This window comes from Stutzerimonas kunmingensis (assembly GCF_032106285.1).
GTDB classification, from domain to species: Bacteria; Pseudomonadota; Gammaproteobacteria; order Pseudomonadales; family Pseudomonadaceae; genus Stutzerimonas; species Stutzerimonas kunmingensis_B.
Genome location: NZ_DAMCPO010000031.1, coordinates 1 through 15,048, shown reverse-complemented (window position 1 = coordinate 15,048; position 15,048 = coordinate 1). Strand labels below are relative to the sequence as shown.

The window sequence follows — 15,048 nt, the reverse complement described above, 5'->3', positions numbered from 1 at the left end:
CTCCTTGATGCAGTTGTGTGGGTTTTTCCAGGCATCGCCTCAGGCCGCCTGCAGCGGGTCGAGCGCACGAACGTGCTCGACATGCCAGCCGATCGGCACCACGTCACCGACACGCAGGGCGCTGTCGAACTCGGCGATCGGCTGTTTGACGAAGAAGTCGTTGACCCCGCATACCTCGAGGCGGATACGGATGTGGTCGCCGAGGTAGATGAACTCGGCAACGCGCCCGGTGAAGCGGTTCGGGCAGTTGGCACTGGCGCCGTTGAGCAGCACCCGCTCCGGGCGGATCGACAGGCTGACCGGCGACCCCGTCGCGCCGACGTTGACCGCCAGCGCGTCGACGGTTTCGCCGCGGCCGAGCTTGACCGTGCAGCTATCGCCACGACGGTCGAGCAGATGCGCCGGCAGGCGGTTGTTCTCGCCTAGGAAGTTGGCGACGAAGGTGTTCACCGGCTTTTCGTAGAGCGTGCGCGGGTCTTCGATCTGCTGGATCTGGCCCTGATGGAACACCGCCACCCGATCAGACATGGTCAGCGCCTCGCCCTGATCGTGGGTGACGTACACCACTGTGACGCCGAGGCGTTCGTGCAGATGCTTGATCTCCATCTGCATCTGCTCGCGCAACTGCTTGTCCAGCGCGCCCAGGGGTTCGTCCATCAGCACCAGCTGCGGCTCGAACACCAGCGCCCGGGCCAGTGCCACGCGCTGTTGCTGGCCGCCGGAGAGCTGCGCCGGATAGCGGTTGCGAAAGCCCTCCAGCTGGACCATCGCCAGGGCGCGCTTGACCCGCTCCTTGATGTCCGGCTTGGCCATGCCGCGCACGCTGAGCGGAAACGCCAGGTTTTCCGAAACCGTCATGTGCGGGAACAGCGCGTAGTTCTGGAACACCATGCCCATGTCGCGCTTGTGCGGTGGCACGTTGTTGATCGCCCGGCCATCGAGGAGGATTTCCCCCGCCGTGGGCGTTTCGAAGCCAGCCAGCATCATCAGGCTGGTGGTTTTGCCCGAGCCAGACGGCCCGAGCAGGGTGAGGAATTCTCCGCGGCGGATGTCCAGATTCAGATCCCTGACGATCAGCGACTCACCGTCATAGCTCTTCTGGATGCCGCGAAAGCTCACCAGGATATCGTTCGCCGTTGACTCGACCATGCTGCTGCACCTGCGTAACCGTTGAACCGTGGTCACAGCGTAGAAGCGCAGCGGCGGCGGAAAAATCGGTACAGCGGAGCGATTGGCCTAGGCGTGAGGGAGAGTCGCGTGTAGGGAACGCCCTACACGGCGGGTCGGTGGCTGGTGCTCAGACCAGCTTGTGTTCCATGGCGTAGCGCACCAGATCGGCCACCGAATGCGCCGCCAGCTTCTGCATCAGGCGGGCCTTGTGGGTGCTGATGGTCTTGCTGCTGAGCGCCAGCTTGCCGGCGATGTCGTTTACAGAGTCGCCCTGCACCAGCCGTTCGAACACCGAGTATTCGCGTTCGGAAAGCAGCGCATGGGGTGGACGCGAATCGGTCAGGCCGACCTCGAAGACCATGCGATCAGCCAGCGCCGGGTCGATGTAGCGCCCGCCACCGGCGACCTTGCGGAGAGCGGTGAGCAGCAGCGCCGGCTCGCTGTCCTTGGTCGCGTAACCCGCCGCGCCGATCTTCAGCGCCCGCGCCGCCATTTGCGCCTCGTCGTGCATCGACAGCACCAGCACCGCCGGCGGCTGGCTCAACGCGCGGATTCGCGGTATCGCCTCGAGGCCGTTGACGCCAGGCATGGAGATATCCAGCAGCACCACGTCGCAACTGATCTGGCGCAGCTGATCGAGCAACTGCTGGCCATTGGCGGCCTCGCCGACCACCTGCATGTCACGCGCCATGCCGATCAGCTGCTTGATGCCCTCGCGGACGATGGTGTGATCTTCGGCGACCATGACCCTGATCATGACGGCAATGCTCCAGTGCTTGCGGCTGATGGAAGTGGCACCGGATCGAGTGGAACCCGCGCCGTGATGGTGGTGCCCTCGCCGGGCTGGCTGTCGATTATCAGTTGCCCGCCGAGCATCTGCACCCGCTCGCGCATGCCGACCAGGCCGAACGAACTGCCGGCGCCGCGCGCGGCCACAGGAAAACCGCAACCGTCGTCGCTGACGCGCAGACAGAGCATGTTGCCTTCGAGGAGTAACTGCACGCTGACCGTCTGCGCCTGGGCATGCCGCATCACGTTGGTCAGCGACTCCTGAAGAATGCGGAACAGGCCGATGGCCTTGGCGTTCCCCAGCAGTGGCGGACATTCCGGCACCTCGACCAGGCAGGCCACGCCGCTGCGCTCCTCGAAGCGCCGCCCCTGCCATTCCACCGCCGAGGCAATGCCGGCATCGAGAATCGGCGGGCGCAGCGCGGTGGCGACATCGCGCACCCGCTGGAACAGCTGGGCGATCAGCCGCTTCATGCTTTCCAGCCGCTGCGCCAGGGCCGGGTCGAGGTCGGCGAAGCCCAGCTCGCACATCGAGGTTTCCAGCTTGAGTACGGTCAGCACCTGGCCAAGCTCATCGTGCACTTCGCGGGCGATATGCGCCTTCTCTTCCTCGCGTACGGTCTCCAGATGCGCGGCCAGCTCGCGCAACTGCGCACGCGACGCATCCAGCTCCAGCTCGATGCGCTTGTTGTCGGTGATATCCCAGACGATGCCGTCCCATACCTGGCGGCCATCCGGCTGGCCGCGCACGGAAGCGCGGATATCCGCCCAACGCACCTCGCCGTCGCGATTGAGGATTCGCCCCTGCCAGCGCCAGTCCTGGCTTTTCTCCAGTGCCAGCTGCTGGCTGGCCCAGTAGCCGGCCTCGTCATCGGTGTGCACCAGGCTGCGGATGCCAAGTCCTGGCTGCAGCAAGCGCTCGGCGGAATAGCCCACCAGGCGCTGACTGGCTTCGCTGATATAGGCCACTCGCACCGGTTCCTGCGGCCCGTCCCGCTCCAGGCGGAACACCAGCCCAGGCACGTTGCCGGCCATTGCCTTGAGACGCGCCTCGCTTTCCTGCAGCTGGGCGCTGGCGCGACGGCGCTCGGTAATGTCGGCGAGAAACACCACCAGATATTCACGGCTGCCGAAGCGCAGAAAGCTGTAGGTGACCGCTGCCGGAAAGCGCTGGCCGTCGCCGCGCAGCCATTCGCATTCGTGTACCTGGCGATCATCCTCGCCGGTACGCGCGGCACGCCAGCGCGCCAGCCAGGCATCCATGCCCAGCGCCGGGTCGAATGTTTCCAGCGGCTGATCCAGCAATCCGCCGGAGGAATGCCCGAGCAGCACCTCGGCGGCTTGGTTGGCGTAACGCACGCGGCTGTCCCAGTTGAGCCAGAGGATGCCGACGGTGCTGTGATCGAGACAAAACTGCGTCAAACGCTGCGCTTCTTCGGCCGCCTCGCGCAGCTCGATATCGCGCCGGGCAGTCTTCAGCCGGCTTTCCAGCACTCCATGCTGGCGCCGCTGCCAGGCGAGCATCAGCAGGCAGGCCAGGAGCAGAACGCCGAGCAGCAAGCTGAGACTGCGCCAGTAGCTGATCTCGCGGCCCAGATCAATGCTGCGGGTCTTGAGCCACTGTTCCTGCAACTGACTGAATTCCCGCGCCGGAAATTGCCGCAGCGCCGTATCGAGCACGGCAGCGAGCTCGGCGCTGTCACGCCGCGAAGCGATACGCAGCAGCTGCGGGTTGCCCAGATCGCCGACTACCGCCAGCGAGTCATACTCCACCTGCTGCGACAGCCGCGCGAACACCGGCTCGTCGATGACGGCATAACTGGCCTTGGCTTCCAGCACCTGACGCAGCGCATCGGCCTGGCTGGTCGCGGTTAGCACGGTGATATTGGGATAGTTGCTGGCAAGAAACTCGGTGACTGGACCCGGCCCGACGGCGGAAACCAGTTCGCTCGGATGCAGATACTCCAGGTCGATGGCGCGCGGGCCGCCACGATCACCGACGAGCAACCGTGGGATGCGCAGAAAGGGGTCACTGTAGCGCCACAGTCGCAAGCCGGCCGGCGTTTGCCGTAGGCCCGGTGCCACATCGATCAGGCCGTCGCGGGCGGCTTTCTCCAACGCAGCCTCGTCATTGAAGCGGCGCCACTGGAGACGCACGCCGAGGTCAGTAGCGAGATGCTCCATCAACTGCACATGAAAGCCTGACAGGCGCCGCTGGCGCTGGTCATACTCGGCATAGGGCGCGCCCATCACCACCCCGACCCGCCACTCCGGATGCTGCTCCAGCCAGGCGCGGCTATCGTCGTCAAGCGACACGGCACCAGCCGCGAAAGACAGCGTCAGGCCAAGGAGGAGAAGGAAACGCAGGTATAAGGCGAGCATATATTCACGCAATTGATGGGCGTGCCGACACGCTGTTGTAATGCATAACCCCTGCCGGCGCCAGCGTGGTACCGGCATCCATAGCGGAGACAATCCATGCGTCGTTTGTCTGCTTTCGTGCTTTTGTTCGGCGTCGCGCTTGGCGGCGGCGTGCCGTACATCGCAGCGGCGCAGGAACCGGAGGCGCCTCAGGAAGCACCGGCGGAGGAACCAGCAGCAACGCCACGACCATCGCCACAAACCCGTAGCGAGGCGCTGGCCGCAGGGCTGCAACGACAGCTCGAGGCCGCCGCCCAGCTGCAGCTAGGCGACGAGGACAAATTCCTCGCGCTCTGGCACCCGGCCAACACAGCAAAGGCCCGCGGCGTGCTCGTCATCGTGCCGAGCGAAGGCGAAACCGCCGATTGGCCACGCACAATCGGCCCGCTCCGGCGCGGCCTTCCCGAACATGGCTGGCATACCCTCAGCCTGACACCCGCTGATCCGGCGCTTAGCCCTGGCCCGCGGCCGCCAACGCCAGAAGCCCCGGCTGCGGAAGAGAAGCCCGAAACGGAAGAAAACGCTGAGCCTGACGCCACCGATACCCAGCCGGCCGCGGCGCAAACCACTTCGGCGGGCTACCTGCCTGAGCAGACGGCAGCCACGGACAACGACGAATCTACGCCGACACAAGCCGAGCAGGACACGCCGCCACCAACTCATGCCGAGCGCATGCTGGCGCGCCTGGATGCGGCCATCGAGCATGCGCGCACCCTGCAGGCGTCGACGATTGTTCTGATCGGCCATGGCACCGGCGCCTACTGGGCGAGCCAGTACCTGGCACAGCTTCAGCCAAAGGATGTCGGGCAACTGGTGGTGATCGATCCACGCGCACCGTTGCAGGCGGAACAGCCGCTGGAGAGCCATCTCGCAACGCTACCCGCCGCCATCGGCGACTTCTATACGGGCACCCGAGCAGCCGCAAATCAGCAGGCACTGCAACGGCGCAATGCAGCGCGCCGTGCCGGGCACCCGGACTACCGCCTGGTCGCACTGCCAGGCCTGACCGGTGACCGCAATACCGACCAGGAACAACTGGCGCGTCGCGTGCGGGGCTGGCTGGAGCGCAAGCCGGCACAGTGACGCCCGCTCAGCGAAAGCCGCGGCGCTCGCGAATCAATGCGTAGGCACTGTGCAGCTCGCGGGTGCGCTCGGTGGCGTCGCGCACCTGGGCGGCATTCGCACCAGCCCCCGCCTGCTTGTCCGGATGGTGCTTGCTCAGCAGACGCCGATAAGCGCGCTTGATCAGCTGCGGGTCGGTATCCGGACGCACACCCAGCAGCTGCATGGCCTGCTCGTAAGCTCCACCCCGACCGGCCGGCGCCTCCTTGCGTCGGGTCGCGCCCGGATCGAGCGCCGCCACCTCGGCGGCATCCCAACCCAGCCACTTGCCCCAGAGCAGCACCAGCTCGTGCTCGCGTGCGCCCATGCTTCCCTGCGCACGTGCCATGCGCCAGCAGGCCTGGATCAGGCGGCGGCTTTCCTCGCGCTGGCTGCGCAGCCGTTGCAGGGTATCGCGCAGGCCGTCACCGCTCGACTTACCGCGGTTGAAGGCGGCGATGGCCTGCTGCTGCGCGGCGGCATCGAGCCCCTGCCGGCGCATCTCGTCACGTGCGGCCTGGATATGCGCCGGGCTCACGCGACCGCCACTCTTGGCCAGACGCCCCAACAGAAAGAACAGCAAATCCCGGCCTTGCAGCACCGGCTTGCCGGCCAGGCGCGCACGCAGGCTGGTCCAGGAATCGAGCCCCAGACGACGATCGAGCACCTGCCCCAGCAGACCGCCGAGCAAAGCCCCCGGAATGCTGGCCAGCAACCAGCCGATCAGCAGCCCCAACAGCGTGATGGGCCAGAACATGTCAGCGTCGCGCCTCCAGTAGTTGCTCGACTTCCGCCAGACGCTCATGGGTACCCACGTCGATCCAGGCCCCGCCAAAGCACTCGCCGGACACCTGCCCATCTGCCATGGCGCGGCGCAACAACGGCGCCAGCTTGAACGCACCCGGCTGGCAGCCATCGAACAGCGCAGGATGCAAAACGGAAATGCCACTGTAGGTCAGCGCGTCACCATTGACCTCGGGCTCCGTGACGGCCGATTCGCCCAGGCTGAAATCGCCCTGGGGGTGGTGCGGCGGATTGTTCACCAGCACCAGATGCGCGAGCCCGTGAAGCGGCCGTCTCAGCCGGGCGAAATCGTAGTCGGTCCAGATATCGCCGTTGACCACCAGGAACGGCTCATCGCCGAGCAGCTCCAACGCCCGGTGAATCCCGCCGCCGGTTTCCAGGGGTTCACTCTCGGCCGAATAGCGGATGGTCACGCCGAAACGGCTGCCGTCGCCCAGATAGTCTTCGATCTGCTGGCCGAGCCAGGCGTGGTTGATCACCAGTTCCTCGAAACCCGCGGCGGCCAGCGCGCGAACGTGGTACTCGATCAGCGGCACGCCGGCGGCGCGAACCAAGGGTTTGGGCGTGTGCAGCGTCAGCGGGCGCAGCCGCTCGCCCTTGCCGGCGGCCAGAATCATCGCCTTCATGCGTGCGGCGCCTGCGGCAGCTCTGCCAGCAGCTGTTGCAGCTCGGCCAGCTCCGGTCTGCGCGCCAGCACGGCCTCGATATAGGCAAAGAAGCGCGGCACGTCAGCGAGGTAACGCGGCTTGCCGTCGCGATGGCAGATTCGCGCGAAAATGCCGATCACCTTGAGGTGGCGCTGCAGCCCCATCAGGTCACTAGCACGCAAGAACTCTTCGAGCGTATCAGGCAGCGCGACGCCAGCAGCGCGCGCCTTGTGCCAGTAGCCTTCGAGCCACCCCCGCACCTGCGCTTCGGGCCAGCTGAGAAAGGCATCCTTGAACAGCGAGGTGATGTCGTAGCTGACCGGGCCGAGCACCGCGTCCTGAAAATCCAGTACACCAGGGTTGGGCTCGCTGATCATCAGATTGCGCGGCATGTAGTCGCGATGCACCAGCACCCGTGGCTGCGCCAGCGCCGAGTCGATCAGTTGCCGACAGATACGCTCCCACGCAGCCTGCTGCGCTTCACTGAAGCTGTGGCCAAGGTGGCGCTGCACATACCACTCGGGGAACAGCTGCAGTTCACGGCGCAGCAGCGCCTCGTCATAGGCCGGCATCGGCTGCGCCACCGGATGCAGCTGGAATTTGAGCAAGGCCTCCACGGCATCCTCGAACAGCTGTTCGGCATTGCTCTGATCGATGACATCCAGGTAGGTCTGGCGGCCCAGATCGGTCAGCAGCAGGAAGCCGCGCTCAAGATCGGAGGCCAGTATCTGCGGCACATGGACGCCCGCTTGATCCAGCATCTGCGCGACCTTGACGAAGGGTCGGCAGTCTTCCTGGGGCGGCGGTGCGTCCATCACGATCAGGCTGCGCTCGCCACCCTGCCAGCGGAAGTAACGGCGGAAGCTGGCATCGCTGCTGGCCGCAGTGAGCTGCGCCGCCGGCACTTCGCCCCAGCCGCAACGGACGAAGACTTCGGGTAATTGCTGTTCCAGCCAGGCGCTAAGGTCCAGCAGACGTTGATCTTGATGCGGCATCCAGGGGGTCTCCACGGCGCTAGCCGATAGGCGGGTCATGCTTTATTATCCTGCATCTTTCTCAGCCCATCGAGAGGCGTGCGGCCCAGCCGGCCGATGGCTCGCCGCAAGCACGGACCAAAAAACAAGATGGCAGTCAAATACCCCGCGTTTCGTAAAAAATTCCCTCTACTGGTTACTGGCGGTCTGCTTGCATTGCAACCGGTAGCTGTACCTTTTGTCTTCGCAGCCGAACAGTTCGCCTGCCAGCCCGACGCCTCCGGCGGCTGGAACTGCGCGTCCAATGAAGCCAGTCAGACCCTGCCACCGCGCCCGGTACACAGCGGCAGCACCGTGAGCACATCGAGCACCGCCAAATCGACGACCAGCAAGGCGCAAGCGCCAACGGCGACGACCAAGCTGGTCACCGAAAGCAAGGGCCGCGCCCTCGCCTCTCGCAGCGCCGATTACAGCCATCTCGACTGGGTTCCGCGCGAGCAGCTGACCCCGGCTCAGCTCGCCGAAACCGGCCCGTACTGCGCAGGCACCTATGTCGAGCCGGACCGCCCAGGCAAATTCGACACCACGCCGATGAGCGAAGCGCCCACCTATGTGTCGGCCAAGGCCACCCGCTACGAGCAGGAGCAGGAGATCGCCACCCTCGCTGGCGATGTGGTCCTGCGCCAGGGCAGCATTCAGGTCGAGGCGGACGAAGCCAGCCTGCACCAGTTGGAGAACCGCGGCGAGCTGACCGGCAACGTGCGCTTTCGCGACCGCGACGCACTGCTGGTCGGCGACCGCGCCGAGATCTTCCTCGACAGCGGCGAAGCCAAGGTGGAGAACGCTGAGTACGTCGTGCATTCCGGCAAGGTCCGCGGCAGCGCGCAGTACGCCAAGCGCGAGGAAACCGCAATCATCCGCCTGAAGGACGGCACCTACACCAGCTGCGAGCCGGGCGAGAACAGCTGGCACCTGAAGGGCAACAACGTCACCCTGAACCCGGCCACCGGCTTCGGTTCGGCGACCAACGTGACGCTGCGGGTCAAGGATATTCCGGTGTTCTACACCCCTTATATCCACTTCCCCATCGATGATCGTCGCCAGTCCGGCTTCCTCGCACCGAGCATCGGCTCGTCCAGCGACAACGGTTTCTCGCTGCAGACGCCCTATTACTTCAACTTGGCGCCGAATTTCGACGCCACGCTGTATCCGCACTTGATGACCGACCGCGGCCTGCTGATGGAAGGCGAGTTCCGCTACCTGACGCGCAGCAGCGAGGGCCAGTTCGGCGCCGCCTACCTGGACGACAGCAACGACGACCGCAAGCTGCAGTCCGAGTACGAGGACCAGCGCTGGATGTACAGCTGGCAGAACCGTACTGGTCTGGATTCGCGCTGGCTCGCCGAGGTCGACTACACCGATATCAGCGATCCTTACTACTTCCAGGATCTGGATACCAACCTCAACATCGACCAACCTGATCATCTCGATCAGCGCGGCACACTCTCCTACCGCGGCGACACCTATACCGCGCGCTTGAACATGCACGCCTATGAGCGTGCCACGGTGGCCGATATCACGCCGTACGAGCGCCTGCCGCAGCTGACCCTGGACGGACGCCTGCCCCTCCAGCCGGGCGGCTTGAACTTCGCCTACAAGACCGAGTTCGTCAGCTTCCAACGCAGCCTGCGCGATGGCAACTTCATCAACGAAGATGGCAATCCGGAGCAGTGGTATGACGATCGCCTGCGTGGCCTGACCCGTGCGGAAGGCGAACGCCTGCACCTTGAGCCTGGCGTCAGCCTGCCGCTGAACTGGTCCTGGGGCTTCCTCAAGCCTTCGCTGAAATATGCCTACACGCAATACGACCTGGACCTGGACAGCCGGGGCCAGAGCACACTGGCCAGCTACGAATCGTTCGACAGCAGCCAGAACCGCAGCGTGCCGATTCTCAGCGTTGACAGCGGCCTGTATTTCGACCGCGACACCCAGTGGTTCGGCAAAGACTATCGCCAGACTCTCGAGCCGCGACTGTTCTATCTCTACGTACCGGAGGAAGATCAGGACGATATCCCGATCTTCGATACCGGCGAGAGCAGCTTCAGTTATTCCTCTCTGTGGCGCGAGAATCGCTTTTCCGGCAAGGATCGCATCGGCGACGCCAATCAGGTTTCGCTCGGCGTAACCAGCCGCTGGGTCGAGCCCAACGGCTTCGAGCGCCAGCGCTTCAGCATCGGCCAGGCATTCTATTTCGAGGACCGCAAGGTACAGCTGCGCGGCATCGACTATCGCGAGCGCGCCAGTGCCACCTCCGACGTATCGCCGTACGCGCTGGAGTACATGTACCGCTACAACCGCGACTGGCGCTTCACCTCGACGTTCAACTGGGATCCGGACAGCCACAGCACCCGCTCTGGCAGTGCCATGTGGCATTACCAGCCAGCGGACAATCCCGGCAAGATCGTCAACGTTGGCTATCGCTATCGTAACGACACCATGCGCTTCGACCAGGCAACTGGCGAGTGGACCTATGGCGGGGACTACGGCAACTGCGAAACCGACCCGGCTAACTGCATCAAGGACTACTACAAGATCAACCAGCACGACTTCTCCGTCATCTGGCCGATCGTCCCGCAATGGAGCGTCATCGCCCGCTGGCAGCATGACTACAGCCGCAGTCGCACCCTGGAAGCCTTCGGCGGCTTCGAGTACGACAGCTGCTGCTGGAAACTGCGCCTGATCAATCGCTACTGGATCGACTACGACGAGACCAGCCTCAACCCTGATCGCAATGACGAGCCAGATAACGGCATCTTCCTGCAGATCGTGCTCAAGGGGCTCGGCGGCGTAGTCGGCAATGCGACCGAAACTTTCCTCGACGAAGGCATCCAAGGCTACCGTGAACGTGAAGATCAAGCTTTCTGAAGTACTGCGCCCGCTCGCGCTCGGCGCTCTGCTGCTGAGCGGCGCGAGCCTCGCGCCTGCAGCCCTCGCCCAGGTTCAACCCCTCGACCGCGTGGTGGCGATCGTCGATAACGACGTCATCATGCAGAGCCAGCTCGAACAACGGATTCGTGAAGTGCAGCAAACCATCCAAAAGCGTGACGCCGATGCGCCGCCGATGGATGTGCTGCAACAGCAGGTGCTGGAGCGCCTGATCACCGAGAACCTGCAGCTGCAGATCGGTGAGCGCTCCGGCATTCGCATTTCCGATGAAGAACTCAATCAGGCCATGGGCACCATTGCCCAGCGCAACAACATGTCACCGGAACAGTTTCGTGAAGCCCTGGTGCGCGACGGCCTGAGTCTGGAGACGGCCCGCGAGCAGATCCGCCGCGAGATGATCATCAGCCGCGTGCGGCAGCGCCGAGTGGCGGAACGCATCCAAGTGTCCAATCAGGAAGTGCAGAACTTCCTGGCCTCCGACCTCGGCAAGCTGCAATTGTCCGAGGAATACCACCTGGCCAATATCCTCATCCCAGTACCGGAAGCGGCAGATTCCGCGACCATCCAGGCGGCCGAACGCACCGCCATGGATACCTACCAGCAGCTTCAGCAGGGCGCAGACTTCGCTCGCCTGGCCGTCTCGCGCTCCGGTAGCGAGAACGCGCTGGAAGGCGGCGACATGGGCTGGCGCAAAGCAGCTCAGCTGCCACCGCCGTTCGATACCGCCGTGAGCGAGCTGTCGGTTGGCGAGGTCACCGAACCGGTCCGCACGCCGCCAGGCTTCATCATGGTCAAACTGCTGGACAAGCGTGGTGGCGAAACCCAGGTGCGCGACGAAGTGCATGTCCGCCACATCCTGATCAAGCCGAGTGCGATCCGTAGCGAGGAAGAAGCACGCCTGCTGGTGCAGCGCCTGCGTGATCGCATCAGTGCTGGCGAAAACTTCGCCGAGCTGGCCAAGAGCTTTTCCGAAGACCCCGGTTCGGCGCTCAACGGCGGCGACCTGAACTGGATCGACCCGGCTTCTCTGGTGCCCGAGTTCCGCGAAGTCATGGCCAATACGGCGAGCGGCGAACTGTCCCCGGTGTTCAAGTCGCCCTACGGCTGGCACATCCTCGAGGTGCTCGGCCGCCGCGCGACCGACGCCAGCGAGCAGTTCCGCGAGCAACAGGCGCTGAGTTTGCTGCGCAACCGCAAGTATGACGAAGAGCTGCAGGCGTGGTTACGCCAGATCCGCGACGAAGCCTACGTCGAGATCAAGCTCTAAGCTTCACGCTGTATCTACAAGCAACAGGAACGCGGGGTGATGGCCGAAGGGTCGCCACCCCGTTTTCATTTCAGACGGTTGAACGCCACACGCCAAGAGAGAAGCCTGATGACCGCTCCCCGCCCCTTCGTTCTCACCCCCGGCGAACCGGCCGGCATCGGCCCGGATCTGTGTCTGCTGCTGGCACGCGAGGCCCAACCTCGGATTCTGGTAGCCATCGCCAGCCGCTCGCTGCTGGCAGAGCGCGCCTCGCAACTGGGGCTGACGATTGAGCTGCGGGACGTCGGACCACATGACTGGCCAAGCCAACCGGCGCCGGCCAACTGTCTATATGTCTGGGATACTCCGCTGGATGCCCCGGTGACCGCAGGCCAGCTCGACGCGCGCAACGGCCACTACGTTCTGGAAACCCTGACTCGAGCCGGGAAAGGGTGTCTCGACGGCAGCTTCGCCGGCATGATCACCGCACCGGTGCACAAGGGCGTGATCAACGAGGCCGGCATCCCGTTTTCCGGCCATACCGAATTTCTCGCCGAACTGACCCGCACCGAGCAGGTGGTCATGATGCTGGCCACGCACGGATTGCGTGTCGCGCTGGTCACCACCCACCTGCCGCTCAAGGATGTCGCCGCGGCGATTACCGCGGAGCGCCTGGAGCGGGTTACGCGAATCCTGCACCACGATCTGGTCAGCAAGTTCGGCATTACCCAACCACGTATTCTTGTCTGCGGCCTGAACCCCCATGCGGGTGAGGGCGGCCATCTGGGCCGCGAAGAAATCGAGATCATCGAGCCGGTGCTGACCAGGCTGCGTGACGAGGGGCTTGATCTGATCGGCCCGCTGCCAGCCGATACGCTGTTCACCCCAAAAAATCTCGAGTTCTGCGACGCAGTGCTGGCGATGTACCACGACCAGGGCCTGCCGGTACTCAAGTACAAGGGTTTTGGTGCCGCGGTCAACGTGACCCTGGGCCTGCCGATCGTTCGCACGTCGGTAGATCATGGCACCGCGCTGGATCTGGCCGGCAGCGGCAAGATCGACACAGGCAGCCTGCGGGTCGCACTGGAAACGGCCTACCAGATGGTCGGCAGCCAGAGCTAGCACGCACCCCACGCGGCTCGAACGATCTTCTTGTCGCCCTCGCCTGCTAAAATACGCGCCTTATTCGTTTTCAGCTTTGAGCTTCAGGCTTCAAGCTGCGCCCTGGAGCCCCGATGTCCGATTATCAGCACCGCGCACGCAAGCGCTTTGGCCAGAACTTCCTGCACGACGCTGGCGTCATTCACCGCATCCTGCGGGCGATTCATGCCAAACCGGGTGAGCGACTGGTGGAGATCGGCCCAGGCCAGGGTGCATTGACCGAAGGACTGCTCGACAGCGGCGCGCATCTGGATGTCGTCGAGCTCGACCTCGACCTGATCCCCATCCTGCAGGGCAAATTCGCCGGGCGCGAGAACTTCAATCTGCACCAGGGCGACGCGCTGAAGTTCGACTTCGGTCGCCTCAGCGCAGAGCCGAACAGCCTGCGAATCGTCGGCAACCTGCCCTACAACATCTCTACCCCGCTGATCTTTCACCTGCTCGACCACGCGCACCTGATCCGCGACATGCATTTCATGCTGCAGAAGGAAGTGGTCGAACGCCTGGCCGCGCTGCCGGGCGGCGGCGACTGGGGCCGACTGTCGATCATGGTGCAGTATCACTGCCGGGTAGAGCACCTGTTCAACGTCGGTCCGGGTGCGTTCAACCCGGCGCCAAAGGTCGATTCGGCGATCGTTCGCCTGGTGCCACATGAGACGCTGCCGCATCCAGCGCGCGATCACCATCAACTGGAGCGCGTAGTGCGCGAGGCGTTCAACCAACGGCGCAAGACCTTGCGCAATACCCTCAAGGGGCTGCTGGACGCCGACGCCATCGCAGCGGCGGATGTGGATGGCAGCCTGCGGCCCGAACAACTGGATCTGGCGGCCTTCGTTCGCCTTTCCGACCAACTGACAGAACGCAGCTGAGGCTTCGGTCTCTACCCTGCCTTCAACAGCGAGCAGACTCATGTCCGACGATAACCGCTACCGCATCGACGTCAGCGTCACGCCTCGCTATCTGGCCGCGCAATCGGAGCCGGAACAAAACCGCTATGCCTTTGCCTACACCGTAACCATCGAAAACAATGGCGAGGTGGCAGCGCAGCTGCTGTCGCGACACTGGATCATCACCGATGGCGACGGTCAGGTGCAGGAGGTGCGCGGTGCCGGCGTCATTGGCGAGCAGCCGCTGATCGCACCAGGCGAACACCACGTCTACACCAGCGGAACGATGCTGGCCACCTGTGTCGGCAGCATGCAAGGCAGCTATGAGATGTTGGCCGAGGATGGTCACAGTTTCGATGCGCTCATTGCGCCGTTCCGCCTGGCCGTACCCGGAGCATTGCATTGACGACCTATGCCGTCGGCGACCTGCAGGGTTGCCTCGAACCACTGACCTGTTTGTTGGAGCGCGTCGACTTCAGCCCTTCGCGAGACTGCCTGTGGCTGGCCGGCGACCTGGTCAACCGCGGCCCGCAATCGCTCGAGGCACTGCGCTTCGTACGCGATCTCGGGTCGTCCGCAATCACCGTCCTCGGCAATCACGACCTGCACCTGCTGGCTGTGGCTCACAACATAGAGCGCTTGCGCAAGTCCGACACGCTGCAAGCAATTCTGGCCGCGCCGGATCGGACCGACCTGATCGACTGGCTGCGCCAGCAGAAGCTCATTCATTACGAAGCCGCGCGTCACACCGCGATGGTGCATGCCGGCATTCCGCCGCAGTGGTCGCTGGAAAAAGCCCTCAAGCGCGCCTCGGAAGTCGAGCAGGCACTGCAGGACGACGCACTGCTGATGCCGTTCCTCGACGGCATGTACGGTAATCAACCGGCGAAATGGAACAAGGA

At 64.3% G+C, this 15,048-nt stretch carries 13 protein-coding genes; 7 read left to right on the top strand and 6 right to left on the bottom strand.

Going from position 1 to position 15,048, the window contains the following annotated elements; genetic code table 11:
- Positions 1 to 39: 39 nt before the first annotated feature.
- The 3 genes from RT582_RS19290 to RT582_RS19280 all read right to left on the bottom strand — a co-directional run bounded on the left by RT582_RS19290 (position 40) and on the right by RT582_RS19280 (position 4,341).
- On the bottom strand, positions 40 to 1,149 hold the full coding sequence (locus RT582_RS19290) for an ABC transporter ATP-binding protein (RefSeq protein ID WP_313479375.1): 1,110 nt from the start codon (positions 1,147 to 1,149) through the stop codon (positions 40 to 42).
- 148 nt (positions 1,150 to 1,297) lie between these two features.
- Positions 1,298 to 1,927 (bottom strand): response regulator, encoded by a 630-nt coding sequence (locus RT582_RS19285; RefSeq protein ID WP_008568256.1) that lies wholly within the window; start codon positions 1,925 to 1,927, stop codon positions 1,298 to 1,300.
- Entirely contained in the window at positions 1,924 to 4,341 is a 2,418-nt protein-coding gene (locus RT582_RS19280) for a PAS domain-containing sensor histidine kinase (RefSeq protein ID WP_014821672.1), read from the bottom strand. The genes RT582_RS19285 and RT582_RS19280 overlap by 4 nt, the downstream gene beginning before the upstream one ends.
- Before the next feature lie 96 nt (positions 4,342 to 4,437).
- Here RT582_RS19280 and RT582_RS19275 point away from each other — a divergent pair, with 96 nt between their 5' ends.
- The gene (locus RT582_RS19275) at positions 4,438 to 5,463 is read left to right on the top strand and encodes an alpha/beta hydrolase family protein (protein WP_014821673.1); all 1,026 of its coding nucleotides are present in this window, start codon (positions 4,438 to 4,440) and stop codon (positions 5,461 to 5,463) included.
- Positions 5,464 to 5,470: 7 nt separating this feature from the next.
- Here RT582_RS19275 and RT582_RS19270 read toward each other — a convergent pair whose 3' ends face one another.
- Genes RT582_RS19270 through RT582_RS19260 form a run of 3 tightly spaced genes read right to left on the bottom strand, consistent with a single transcriptional unit; the run spans position 5,471 to position 7,927 of the window.
- Positions 5,471 to 6,238 (bottom strand): TerB family tellurite resistance protein, encoded by a 768-nt coding sequence (locus RT582_RS19270; protein ID WP_014821674.1) that lies wholly within the window; start codon positions 6,236 to 6,238, stop codon positions 5,471 to 5,473.
- 1 nt (position 6,239) lies between these two features.
- The gene (murU, locus tag RT582_RS19265; protein ID WP_014821675.1) at positions 6,240 to 6,911 is read right to left on the bottom strand and encodes an N-acetylmuramate alpha-1-phosphate uridylyltransferase MurU; all 672 of its coding nucleotides are present in this window, start codon (positions 6,909 to 6,911) and stop codon (positions 6,240 to 6,242) included.
- Complete coding sequence (locus tag RT582_RS19260) at positions 6,908 to 7,927, bottom strand: aminoglycoside phosphotransferase family protein (protein ID WP_285532581.1); 1,020 nt, start codon at positions 7,925 to 7,927, stop codon at positions 6,908 to 6,910. Before RT582_RS19260 ends, murU begins: the two co-directional genes overlap by 4 nt.
- A 129-nt stretch (positions 7,928 to 8,056) precedes the next feature.
- Between RT582_RS19260 and RT582_RS19255 the strand changes: the two genes are divergently transcribed.
- From RT582_RS19255 to RT582_RS19230, 6 genes are all read left to right on the top strand, one after another.
- On the top strand, positions 8,057 to 10,831 hold the full coding sequence (locus RT582_RS19255) for an LPS-assembly protein LptD (RefSeq protein ID WP_014821677.1): 2,775 nt from the start codon (positions 8,057 to 8,059) through the stop codon (positions 10,829 to 10,831).
- Entirely contained in the window at positions 10,812 to 12,119 is a 1,308-nt protein-coding gene (locus tag RT582_RS19250; RefSeq protein WP_313479394.1) for a peptidylprolyl isomerase, read from the top strand. Before RT582_RS19255 ends, RT582_RS19250 begins: the two co-directional genes overlap by 20 nt.
- Positions 12,120 to 12,227: 108 nt before the next feature.
- Positions 12,228 to 13,220, top strand: coding sequence for a 4-hydroxythreonine-4-phosphate dehydrogenase PdxA (gene pdxA / locus RT582_RS19245; protein WP_014821679.1), 993 nt, complete (start codon positions 12,228 to 12,230; stop codon positions 13,218 to 13,220).
- Positions 13,221 to 13,333: 113 nt separating this feature from the next.
- On the top strand, positions 13,334 to 14,128 hold the full coding sequence (gene rsmA, locus RT582_RS19240) for a 16S rRNA (adenine(1518)-N(6)/adenine(1519)-N(6))-dimethyltransferase RsmA (protein ID WP_014821680.1): 795 nt from the start codon (positions 13,334 to 13,336) through the stop codon (positions 14,126 to 14,128).
- Between the two features lie 40 nt (positions 14,129 to 14,168).
- A complete protein-coding gene (gene apaG, locus RT582_RS19235; RefSeq protein WP_014821681.1) occupies positions 14,169 to 14,552 on the top strand; it encodes a Co2+/Mg2+ efflux protein ApaG in 384 nt (127 codons plus the stop codon).
- The coding region (locus RT582_RS19230) for a symmetrical bis(5'-nucleosyl)-tetraphosphatase (protein WP_313479366.1) at positions 14,549 to 15,048 on the top strand (500 nt) is incomplete at its 3' end. The genes apaG and RT582_RS19230, both read left to right, overlap by 4 nt.